Origin of the sequence: Acidithrix ferrooxidans (assembly GCF_000949295.1) — a bacterium.
Taxonomy (GTDB): Bacteria; Actinomycetota; Acidimicrobiia; order Acidimicrobiales; family Acidimicrobiaceae; genus Acidithrix; species Acidithrix ferrooxidans.
On sequence record NZ_JXYS01000069.1, the window covers coordinates 25,600 to 36,518 of the forward strand.

A 10,919-nucleotide genomic window follows, 5' to 3' on the forward strand; every position below is an offset into this window, starting at 1 on the left:
TGCGTACGCGCATTATTCCTGGTAGAATGGGTATTGGGAAAAGGAACAATATTCATGAATCCAGAACAATCACAAGCACTCGGAGAATTATTCCGCCAGAAACGCAAGGAACTGGGGTACTCGGTCTATCAGGTGGCCGATGCTGCTGGAGTGCGCAGCTCAACCGTGGTGCGTTTCGAACAAGGCAAATTCGCCGCTCCAAGGCCAGACAAGCTGGCCCGCTTCGCCAGCCTTTTGCAGATACCGTTGGCCGATGTATACGCCCGGGCCGGATACCTGGTACCAGAAGAACTGCCAACCTTCGAGTCTTATCTGAAAACCAAGTATCGGGATCTTCCGGCAGCTGCGGTTATAGAGCTGAAGAAACTCTTCGAAGAACTCTCAGCCCGTCATGGTTTAGACAACAATCAGGCAATTCCAATTACAGAAGAGGCAGGTGATGATGAAATCAGAAATAGCGCATCATGAGTCAGGAGCAACAGAGGCCATGACAAACACTGATCAAAGCACCCTTACACTTCCAACGGAGATGGCCCGCGATCAGAGGTCAAATCCGGAGGATAACGATACAGTTCCTCAGGATATTTCCACCAAACGTGCCGTTGCCTATATCCGTGTCAGCACCAAGGCACAGGCGGAACGTGATGGAAACCCGGAGGGCTATTCCCTGCCGACTCAGCGAGCAGCTTGTTCAAACCGTGCCCACCAGCTTGGAGCGGTAATCGTAGATGAATACATAGACAAGGACAGTGGCACCAGCGTCGACAAGCGCCCTGCCATGTTGACGCTTATTGATCGGGTGACCCAAGAACGAGACATCGACTACGTAATCGTGCACCAGCTCAGTCGCTTTGCCCGTAACCGCCTGGATGATGCTAGTATCACCATGCGTTTGGAGGCGTCTGGTGCAACCCTGATCTCCTGTATGGAGGGTGGAATAGATCAGACTGCTTCAGGTCGAATGCTTCAGGGAATGTTGGCCGTCGTCAATGAGTATCAATCGCGCAATCAGGGCGACGATATCAAACGCAAGACGCTACAGAAAGTCAAAGACGGTGGAACTCCATCGCTTGCGCCAATTGGATATGTTAACGTTCAAGGTATCAATGCTGAGAAAGATAAGCGCTGGGTGGAAGTAGATCCAGAGCGTGCACCTCTTATCACGTGGGCATTCGAAGAATACGCAACCGGGAAGTGGTCGCTCGCTAAGCTGCTAGCGGAACTTACAGAACGTGGGTTAACGACTCGTCCAACTCCGAAGAGACCATCACAGCCATTGCATCTATCCCTTCTCCAGCGACTTTTCACAAGACCGTACTATAAGGGCGTCGTGGTATATCACGGCGTTGAATACCCTGGCAAGCACATTCCACTGGTATCGGCTGAAGTTTTTGGTCGAGTACAGGAAGTACTGACAGCTCATAATGTTTCAGGGGAGCGGCATTGGAAACACGAGCATTATCTCAAAGGTACCATATTCTGCGCAAAGTGTGGCGGGCGCCTATCTCTAACACACGCAACTGGACGTGGGGGAACCTACGTCTATTTCTACTGTCTGGGGCGAAAAGCCAACGGCCAGTCCTGCTGGCAAAAGGCACTGCAGGTGGAGCTTGTTGAACAACGAGTGGAGGAATTCTGGCAAGGAGTTCGAATCACCTCAGTGCGAGCGGAAGAACTTCGTTCAGTTCTCGCGAGTGGCCTTGACGACGCCCGAGCTGATGCGGAACAACAAAAACATCTGCAGCAGTCTCGGATCGCCAAGCTAGTCATTGAGCGAAAAAAGTTGCTTGATGCATATTACCAAGGTGCAGTGCCGATGGACTTATTGGGATCTGAACAGGATCGCATCAGCACAGCGATGGACAATGCTCTAAGACAGCTCGACGAATCTAGTCTGGCATTTGACGGCGTAGAACAGACGCTCAACAAAGCTATTGGATGGGCGTCTGAACTTCCCGAAGCTTATCGATACGCGAATGATAAAGTTCGTAGAGGACTGAACCAGGCGGTCTTCACTCGACTGATGGTCTGTGAAGACGGAGTTACAGCTTATGAGTACACCGATGGGATGGATGTCTTTTTAGAAAGAAACCCAAGGGTAGTGCCGATTCCAGAGCGATTTGAGAATATTGATCTACAAGACAGAAACCCATTCAGATTCTCATTTGAGAAGTTGCAAAATTATATTGGCATTGCTTTCGCCCAGGGTTTGGACGTCATGCATCTGGTGGAGGTGAGCGGACTCGAACCGCCGACTTCTACGATGCGAACGTAGCGCTCTTCCAACTGAGCTACACCCCCGTTATTTACTTATTTAGCTTAGTAGTAACCAACTTTAAGAGGATCCCCTTTTTGGAGTTGGCCCTCTAGCTCAAAGTAGCTAACATCCTCATTTAGTGCCTGTCTTGACAGATATGGAGCTCTTTGCGGACTATCTTCACGTGGCGAGCGAGGAGCCGGCGACGGATATTGAAGTTGGGCGTTCTGCCGGCGATAATGGGATCCTTTGCGGTTTCGCTTGATTGAAAGTAGAGCCAAGATGTAAACGATTACCAGTGCCAAGACTCCGACAAATCCTAAAAGTGCAAAAAATGAGGCAGAAATTACAAGAGCTAGGGTCATCAATAGCAGTGCTGTCAAGAGTGCGAAAAGCGTACGAGTTCTTCGCTCAACTGCGGTGATCGGATGATTTCTCACGGTTGAGTCAGTGGCGCTTTGTGTCAGGACCCTATGAGGCTGATGATTATGGCTATGAAGGTGGGTTTGTCGCATGTAAAGGGTGTGAGTCGTGGAATAATTATCTTCACCGTTATGCAGTGTTGAGGTCCTGCCAAGTACTAGCAATTGTTCGTGAAATTGTGATACTGAGGTTACGACGCCTCTATTATGCACTTTTACAGCGCTAATTGTAACTAGGGCAATAAACCACCCTGAAAGTACCAAAATAATATTCATTTTCAGCCTTTTAGGAATTCCTCGTTAACCTAATAAATTACACTAGTGTAATTTATTAGGTTTGTCCATCTCTATTTTGGAATTAGCCTTTAATTGACGTTAAAAAAGCGGATCTGCGAGCTTATCGTGGCCGGGTCGTTTCCAGGTTCCAGATTTCCCGCCCACCTTCTCCCAAAGAGCGAGATCTGTTATGGTCATCGATCGATCTATGGACTTGCACATGTCATAGATCGTTAGCGCAGCGATAGAACACGCCGTCATGGCCTCCATTTCAACTCCGGTTCGATCGATCGTCTCAACCTGGGCCTCAACCTCTACGAAGTCGTCTCCAATAAGAAAGTTTACGTAGATGGACCCTACCAAGAGTGGATGACAAAGGGGTATTAGGTCCGAAGTTCGTTTTGCTGCTTGAATCCCAGCGATTCGTGCCGCACCGAGCACGTCACCCTTATTTATTGCGTTACTGGCAACTTTAGCCGTTGTCTCAGCCTCCATCACAACCCGGCAGCGCGCAACCGCTCGTCGATGTGTTGGCTCCTTGGGTGTGACGTCTACCATGCGAGCGCGTCCAAGTGGGTCTAGATGGGTCAATCCGGAGTCTGTCATAGGGGTTAAGCCTAGATCGTATTTTTGCACTGTGATGCCTTAGCGCGATCTTTGCGCGATTTTATCCCCCGATTTGGCTCATTGAACGATTGGGACGTAAGAAGTTGACGTTGCCGATCTGGTGCCCTGCCCATTTGAGACCCACAGCTCGTTCCATTTCCGCAGCCAATTCGTCGTCACTGCCTCCGCGTCGCATGATCTCACGAAGATCGTATTCCTCGATAGCAAAGAGACAAGTTCGAAACTGTCCTTCGGCTGTAATGCGAACTCTGTCGCAACTCTCACAAAATGGTTCTGTTACAGTTGGGATTACCCCAAACTCGTGGTTGGTATCTCCTAAGCGATATCGGCTAGCAGGGTCTGAACCGTTGTTTATCTTTGTCAATGAGTATTTGCTAGCTATAATGTCGACTATCTCATCGGAGGGCACTACCTTATTTTCAGACCAAGCGTCGTCTGCATCAAGAGGCATAAATTCAATGAAGCGTGGTGTGACACCCAGATCTACTCCAAATTCGATGAAATCAAGTATTTCGTCGTCATTAATTCCCCTCATTACTACCACGTTTAGTTTTACGGGATCGAATCCAACGGCTTTTGCAGCTTGAATTCCACCTATTACTTTTAGTAGCTGGTCGCGTCGGGTAACTTGAGCGAATTTTTTCCGGTCCAAAGTGTCAAGGGATATATTGATTCTGTTCAACCCAGCTTTTTTTAGATCTTCAGCCAAAGTGGAGAGTGTGGCCCCATTGGTCGTCATTGCGATATCGACTGGTTTTGAAGTAAGCGGATTTCGCAAGGACGAAAGCTTTTCCACAAGGAGTGGAAGTTGTGCGCGAACTGTCGGTTCTCCGCCTGTCAAGCGGATCCCGTCGAAGCCGTATCTTTCGACTCCAATTCGTGCAATTCTAACGATCTCTTCGAAGGTGAGCACATCTTCTCGACGCACCCACTGCATCCCCTCGGCAGGCATACAGTAGAGGCACCTAAAGTTGCATCGATCGGTAATTGAAATTCTTAGATCTTTTACGACCCTTCCGAATGAGTCCACCAAAGCTTTTTCCTGCATAGTATTCAAAGCCTATCACTATGGTTGGAATTCGGAGTGTGTTTGGTTGGTTCTGGCACTAGATGTAACTTTCGTTTCTCTTTGAGGGTTCTATTTGAGTTGAATGTGTCGTTTCTCTAAAGAGCACCAAGAGGTAATACTTCGACCTCTTGGTCTTTGAGGAATCCATCTCCGTCTTCGACGATGATAAGAGAATTTGCTTTCGACATCTCATGGAGCATGTGTGAACCTTGTTTGTCAAGAGGCTTTACTGCTAGGGCTCCACTGTTATTTACATGTAGATTCGAACGTACAAAGTGTCTTTTACCGTCAGGGGTTCGCTTGTAAGCGCCGGTGGCTTTTGCTAAAACTGGCCGAGGGAGCGGCTCTAGATCTCCTTGCATCTTTCGAAGCGCGGGTTTGACCAATAGTTCGAAGCTGACTAACGCGGAGACGGGGTTGCCGGGTAAACCGAAGAATGGAGTGTTGTCGATTTTTCCAAACGCAAAGGGCTTGGCTGGTCGTATCGCGATTTGCATCCACTGAGCTTTTCCATTTGACAGTTCGTTTAAGATTGCTTTGGTGTAGTCGAAATCTCCTACACTGACGCCGCCAGAGGTTATTATGACGTCTACCTCTTTGGCTGCGTCTAAAAATGCCTTGCGTAGATCCTCTGGTCTATCTTTCACGATTCCTAGATCGAGGACGTTGGCGCCGCTTGAGGATGCAATTGCAAGTAGGGAATGACGATTTGAATCTCGTATCTTTCCGTAGGTTAGGGCCTGTCCGACCTCGGCGAGTTCGTCTCCGGTCGAGATCACGCCAATTTTGATTCGGCGAAAGGCTGGCACTTTCGCAAATCCCACAGATGCTAATACACCTATATGAGCTGGGGTTAATCGGGTATTTGATTCAAAGAGCCGAGTTCCAATTGCTATGTCTGAACCTTTGCGTCGTATGTTGTCACCCGGCGCAATTCGACAAGAAATAGTCGCCATAATATCGCTAGCAACGACATCTTCTATCATTACCACGGCCGAACAATTTGATGGTATTGGTGCGCCCGTCATGATTCGAACGCATGTACCCGGGGCAATCTCTACCTTGTCTGGGCTACCGGCGGCAATGGTGGCTGCGATTCTTACCTCGATGCTCCCTGAGAGGTTTAGACGATCTATCTCCTCTGATCTAATGGCTATTCCGTCGACTGCTGTGTTGTCAAATGGGGGAATTTCTTCCATGGCCTCAAGCGAACCCGAGGTAATGAGTCCGTTTGCTTCGTCGATAGGAATTGCCATTGCCCGTGAGGTATCAATATTTGACAATACGTACTGCTGTGCCTGTGTTAAGGGGATCATTCTCTTTGAACCTAACTAGATATTTCCTTTTATATACCTACGTTAGATTCAAAATGGAAATTTAAGGCGAGTGCGTACAGGCTAAAGAAGTGCGGTCACTCTTAATGGTCTCCATGGTGGCGATCCGATCTTGGGAATCTGGGCGCCAGGGGTTTCACTTGGATGATTGCGCCTTGGTTGGGGTGGCGACTAAGGCCAAAAAAGTGATCCCAAGCCTATTTAGCCGATGCCCGTATGGGGGAGTTTGCAAGGGTGATTTTACCCGAGGCGTGATCTGTTGGTTGATGAATCTTTATTGTAGGTTTGCCGGTACTTCTTTAATCTCTTTGTGGCCACGATGAGATTTTGAGTAGTTGTTGAGACTGTGCTTTGAGTATCTTGGCGAATTGGTAGTAGATTCGACGGCACTTGTAACTAGAAGGCTTGAGTTTCGATTTTTGCAAGATTTGCCCTAAAGATCTGACTCAGAATAAGTTTGTTGGGTTTTGTGGTTCCGGGTAAAGCGTCGGTTGAGAATCAATATTTAGAGGGTTTACTTAAAATAATTGCTTCTGACGGATTTTCGGTTCTACAGGATATTTGTGGAATCATGCAGAGCAATTACCATATCAGCTATAGTATCGGTGGCTAAATCAGACAGAACTTATATGAGTTTGCGATCTAGATCAATCTTTATATCGAGCAGGTCTTGGCACATTTCACGTAATTTTGTATCATTGGCAACCACGTTTGCAAGAATTTCTCTGAATGGACCCGAGAGGTCGCTGCGATCTAGTGCAGTTTCGACCGTTGCCCTCAGGTAATCCAATTTATTTCCGATGTCATATCGTTTTTCCGAGGTGATGAGGCCATAGATTGCCTGCCATCCAAGAAGAATTTGAATTGCATCAGTTAATTGGATTTCACCAGCAAAGCCCGGATTTGTCTCTGAAAGCGCATCGAAGATTTCCGGAGTGAATATATATCTTCCAGTAACTGCTAGGTTGCTAGGTGCATCCTCTACGGTAGGTTTTTCAACTATTTTTGATATTCTAGCAAAATTTGGAGTCACGAATTCAGGCACAGCGCATCCATAAAGACGTATGTCGGCTTTTGGTACCTCGCGAAGGGCAATTACAGAACGACCGTTTCGATAAAATTGTGACAGCATGTCAGGTAATAGGGTAGAGTCCGACGCTGCAATATCATCAGCCAAAAGAACGACAAAGGGCTCGCTTCCAACGTGAGCTTTAGCAGCTAGTACTGCATGTCCGAGACCTCGTGGATCCCCTTGTCGAACATAGTGAATCTCGGCTAGGTGGTTGATTTTACGAATTTCCGCCAGTTCTTTAGTTCTGTTGCCTTCTTCTAGGTAGTACTCAAGCTCAAATGATCGATCAAAATGATCTTCGATCGATCGTTTTGATCTGCCGGTAACAATTAGGATGTCGTCTAAACCTGCTGCGAGTGCCTCTTCGACTACGTATTGTATTGAGGGCTTGTCGACTACGGGAAGCATTTCTTTAGGTTGAGCTTTGGTCGCCGGAAGAAATCTTGTGCCGAGGCCAGCGGCTGGTATCACGGCTTTGCGAACTTGTTTCAATTTGAGTATTACCTCTCCCATGGTGAGGTAGCCTCCGGGTTGTCGGTTGGGTCGCATTTTGACAACCCGGCGACTATAGCTATTGATTATATAATCTTAATCCTTAAAATGCAATTGCTAGTGTGAGATTTGTAGAATTAGAAGACTCCAATCCTAGATTTATCTATTTCTAAGATTAGCTTTGAGGCGGTGGAAATCACCATAGGATGCCCAATAAAGACGGCGCTTTTAACCTTTTGATCGCGATGATCTGACTTTGACTACTTTTGAAGTGGGTTAATCTTTTTGGTGCAGAGGTTTCGCGTCAGTTGCAATCTTTCCGGCACCGAAGAGATTTTGTTCTATCACTTTGTTTTATCGTCGAAGTCATGCGTACGAACTTAAGGCCAAACCATACTAAAATTAGCACTCAGATATATTGAGTGCTAATCGTGAAAGACCTTTAGATTTAGGAGTAAAAGTGCCAAAGTATGAATACCTCTGCAAGTCTTGTGGCAATAACTTCGAGGTGACTCAATCCTTTACGGACGATTCCTTGACGGTGTGTGAGATTTGTGGCGGAGAACTTCGCAAGGTTTTTGGAAGCATAGGAATTGCCTTCAAGGGAAGTGGATTCTACCGAAACGATTCCAAATCCACTTCGAGTTCTATTAGACCGCCCGCTTCAACTGGTGAAGCTACTACAGTTGCGCCAACCACATCAGAGTCGGCGGCTCCAGCAGCGACAACAGAGAAGAAGTCGACACCGGAAAGTTCGCCGGCGCCTGCCTCTCCATCTAACGCGTCCTAACCACCAAGTATTACTCTGGGACCACGACCCCAAGATATGTAATGCCAACTCCAATTGAGCAATACCGATAGGCGATTGCGGACGCCCAATAGGGTCAAAAGGTGTAGAGCTAACCATGCGAGCCATGCGGTAGATCCCGTGAGTTTCATTCCATTCGTTAGTTCGGCGACTGCTGCATTTCTTCCAATAGTGGCCATCGTCCCTTTGTTGCGATAGACAAACTGTGTGGTCGGCATTGAAGTGATTAAGGCCTGGATCATCTTGGCAACGTGCGTGCCTGTCTGTATTGCGGGCTGAGCTAGTTGCGGAACTAGGCTTCCGTCTGACTCTAGGGTTGCAGCTATGTCGCCAACCGCGAAGATATTTTCATGGCCTACGACCCTAAGGTCATCGCCAACCTCAAAGCGCCCTTGTCTGCCTTGGGGCAGCCCTAAATCTGAGAACTGTTTTGAAACCCCAACACCTGCACTCCAGATGACCAGTCGAGAGTCGATGAATTCGCCGTTGGCAAGGTGAACTCCAGCATCGGTTACGCTTTTCACTTCAGTGTTGAGGCGGACTTCGACGCCACGACCTTTCAGCTCAGCTGAGGCATACTTTGAGAGCTCTGGCGAGAAGGCGCCTAGGAGTCGCTCTCTAGCTTCAATTAGGATCACTCGCGCTTGGGCGGGATCTAGCGATGGATAGTCTGTTCTAAATGCGCGCAGCTTCAATTCGGCAAGGGCACCTGCCATCTCGACGCCGGTCGCACCTCCACCAATGACGATTGTGGTCATTGCATTTCCTTTGATGCCCTGGGATGCTGCCCGTTCAAAGAGAGAGAAGACTTTGTTTCGCACCGCGAGCGCTTCATCGAGGGTGTAGATGCCGTGGCAGTGCTCTTCTGCGCCGGGAATTCCGAAGAAGTTTGTAGTTGCCCCCATCGCTAAAACAAGAAAGTCATAGGGTACCCGCGCTCCGTCCACTAGGGAAATTTCGTTTGCAGCACTGTCAACACCCGCCAACATCCCTTGTCGAAAGGTTACGCCTTTTTGTTTTCTTAGAAGAGTCCTGATAGGAAATGCTACATCTCCCGGATTTAGGCCAGCGGTCGCGACTTGGTATAGTAGCGGTTGAAATGTGGCAAAGTTGTGCTTGTCTATTAAAGTAATCTCTACATCTTGGTGGGCCAGAGCCGACATCGTGGCTAGTCCACCAAATCCAGCTCCAACAATTACAACGCGTGTCATATCTGAATCCTTTGTGATTGTTCCTAGGTTGAAAGGGCTGAATATTTGAAGTTGGCGTAATTTTGGATGATTCCCAGAGATGTCTAGAAGTTGACCTCTTGTTATTTTACTTGGAATTTGAGACTTGCTTTGTCGAATTGACCAACGGAAATATTTAATTAATACGAATAATCCAATTAAATTCATCGAGCATGGATGGCTATCTCATGAAAGGCACCATCCTGATGGCTCTTATGTACGAGCATTTTCGAAGAAAAACCTTCTGTCTGGAGCTTTTTGCTAAGTATAAAGCTGCTACTGGCTCTCCTTTAACGGAGCAAAATTACCATCGAATTGGATGATAGGCAGCGGTGTTAAAGGTCAGAGCTGTAATAAAGTATTTGTGGCTCTCCTAACATAGATGTGGATCAAGCAACCCTTTCGTAGGGGAGCTTGAGATCAATCGGACCGCATGAAAGCATCACCAAAGCAAGTGTTGATTTTGCAGAGTGAAGACCATAGCATCTAGCAATGGCGGATCTAATATATTGTTTCATACTTATCAAGTTTCGTAAGCAAGAGCCATTTTGGAATCAGATTCGCGGAGTAGCGGATGTGGAGACGCAAACACACATGTATTGAGAAGTCGCTCTACCAAGGACATTTCAAAGTGCCTTCGGTTGAATCGGTATGCGAATTCCTCGAGGTAAAGTTGCTTATGTTCCTCACGTCCGTGGTATGTTCCGTCGATAAATTTCTTGCAGTTCCCTATCAGGATGTTGAGCCATTTGAATGTTACATGTGCTTGTTCGTCTTTGGATAGAGTGATCGAATGCGCTAGTCCAAGGTCTTTCAGCACATACCCCGTAACTTGGGTTACCATCACTTATCAGCTTGGTATCGGAATCTAAACGTCTCACAAAAACATCTTTGAATGATTTAGCAGTGGTATCTTTGATTACTTCCATGAAGCAATGAGTAGGAGCACCATTGCTAATCGACACTCCAATTAGGACATTGGTTTGTTTTGTTCCCTTTCCTCTTTAGCCTTCGCCATGGCTCTCACTACCTAAAAAGAACTCATCTACCTGGACGTTTCCTCCAAGTTTATATAAACCATTTCGGTCAGCCATTGCTTTTCGTAGCTTATTTAGCATCAACCAGCCAGTCGAATAAGATACTTGAACGAATTTAGCAATGGTAGTAGCCGAAAGACCACGCTTGTCGTTGGACAATAGATAGATAGCGGAGAACCACTTGGATAAAGAGATATGGCTTCGATGGAAGATGGTTCTGGAGGTAACGCTAGTTTGACGTCGACAAGATTTACATTGAAAAAGTGGAGCTCGAGATGCTGCATTTCTTCGATGGT

Annotated in this window: 12 protein-coding genes and 1 tRNA gene; 3 read left to right on the forward strand and 10 right to left on the reverse strand. The window is 47.2% G+C overall.

Going from position 1 to position 10,919, the window contains the following annotated elements:
• Nucleotides 1–54 precede the first annotated feature (54 nt).
• Together AXFE_RS10455 and AXFE_RS21490 are read left to right on the forward strand one after the other, a co-directional pair.
• Nucleotides 55–468, forward strand: a complete 414-nt coding sequence (locus AXFE_RS10455) for a helix-turn-helix domain-containing protein (protein WP_052605807.1) — start codon at nucleotides 55–57, stop codon at nucleotides 466–468.
• 61 nt (nucleotides 469–529) lie between these two features.
• Nucleotides 530–2,275, forward strand: a complete 1,746-nt coding sequence (locus AXFE_RS21490) for a recombinase family protein (RefSeq protein WP_407071685.1) — start codon at nucleotides 530–532, stop codon at nucleotides 2,273–2,275.
• On the opposite strand, the gene AXFE_RS10460 is transcribed toward AXFE_RS21490, so the two are convergent.
• The 6 genes from AXFE_RS10460 to galU all read right to left on the reverse strand — a co-directional run bounded on the left by AXFE_RS10460 (nucleotide 2,226) and on the right by galU (nucleotide 7,570).
• Nucleotides 2,226–2,301 (reverse strand) — tRNA-Ala (locus AXFE_RS10460). The genes AXFE_RS21490 and AXFE_RS10460 overlap by 50 nt on opposite strands.
• 18 nt (nucleotides 2,302–2,319) lie before the next feature.
• Nucleotides 2,320–2,955: a hypothetical protein gene (locus AXFE_RS10465; RefSeq protein WP_052605808.1), complete on the reverse strand. Its 636-nt coding sequence runs from the start codon at nucleotides 2,953–2,955 to the stop codon at nucleotides 2,320–2,322.
• Nucleotides 2,956–3,054: 99 nt separating this feature from the next.
• Nucleotides 3,055–3,561 (reverse strand): cyclic pyranopterin monophosphate synthase MoaC, encoded by a 507-nt coding sequence (gene moaC, locus AXFE_RS10470; RefSeq protein WP_052605809.1) that lies wholly within the window; start codon nucleotides 3,559–3,561, stop codon nucleotides 3,055–3,057.
• Nucleotides 3,562–3,622: 61 nt separating this feature from the next.
• Entirely contained in the window at nucleotides 3,623–4,630 is a 1,008-nt protein-coding gene (gene moaA, locus AXFE_RS10475) for a GTP 3',8-cyclase MoaA (protein ID WP_052605810.1), read from the reverse strand.
• 116 nt (nucleotides 4,631–4,746) lie between these two features.
• Nucleotides 4,747–5,967, reverse strand: a complete 1,221-nt coding sequence (locus AXFE_RS10480) for a molybdopterin molybdotransferase MoeA (RefSeq protein ID WP_082058669.1) — start codon at nucleotides 5,965–5,967, stop codon at nucleotides 4,747–4,749.
• A 643-nt stretch (nucleotides 5,968–6,610) separates the two neighbouring features.
• On the reverse strand, nucleotides 6,611–7,570 hold the full coding sequence (gene galU, locus AXFE_RS10485; RefSeq protein WP_052605812.1) for a UTP--glucose-1-phosphate uridylyltransferase GalU: 960 nt from the start codon (nucleotides 7,568–7,570) through the stop codon (nucleotides 6,611–6,613).
• Nucleotides 7,571–8,009: 439 nt separating this feature from the next.
• On the opposite strand from galU, the gene AXFE_RS10490 reads away from it, so the two are divergent.
• Nucleotides 8,010–8,339, forward strand: a complete 330-nt coding sequence (locus tag AXFE_RS10490; protein WP_052605813.1) for an FmdB family zinc ribbon protein — start codon at nucleotides 8,010–8,012, stop codon at nucleotides 8,337–8,339.
• Here the strand turns inward: AXFE_RS10490 and AXFE_RS10495 are convergent.
• The 4 genes from AXFE_RS10495 to AXFE_RS21505 form a co-directional block, all read right to left on the reverse strand.
• Nucleotides 8,336–9,568, reverse strand: coding sequence for an NAD(P)/FAD-dependent oxidoreductase (locus AXFE_RS10495; RefSeq protein ID WP_052605814.1), 1,233 nt, complete (start codon nucleotides 9,566–9,568; stop codon nucleotides 8,336–8,338). The two genes, AXFE_RS10490 and AXFE_RS10495, sit on opposite strands and share 4 nt — an antisense overlap.
• A gap of 541 nt (nucleotides 9,569–10,109) precedes the next feature.
• Nucleotides 10,110–10,376 carry a transposase gene (locus tag AXFE_RS21495; RefSeq protein ID WP_249685680.1) on the reverse strand — a complete coding sequence of 89 codons (267 nt, stop codon included), beginning with the start codon at nucleotides 10,374–10,376 and terminating at the stop codon, nucleotides 10,110–10,112.
• Nucleotides 10,273–10,551, reverse strand: coding sequence for a hypothetical protein (locus AXFE_RS21500; RefSeq protein WP_407071679.1), 279 nt, complete (start codon nucleotides 10,549–10,551; stop codon nucleotides 10,273–10,275). The genes AXFE_RS21495 and AXFE_RS21500 overlap by 104 nt, the downstream gene beginning before the upstream one ends.
• 39 nt (nucleotides 10,552–10,590) lie before the next feature.
• Nucleotides 10,591–10,919 (reverse strand): IS1595 family transposase (locus AXFE_RS21505; RefSeq protein ID WP_407071684.1); only part of this gene is annotated, 329 nt, incomplete at its 5' end.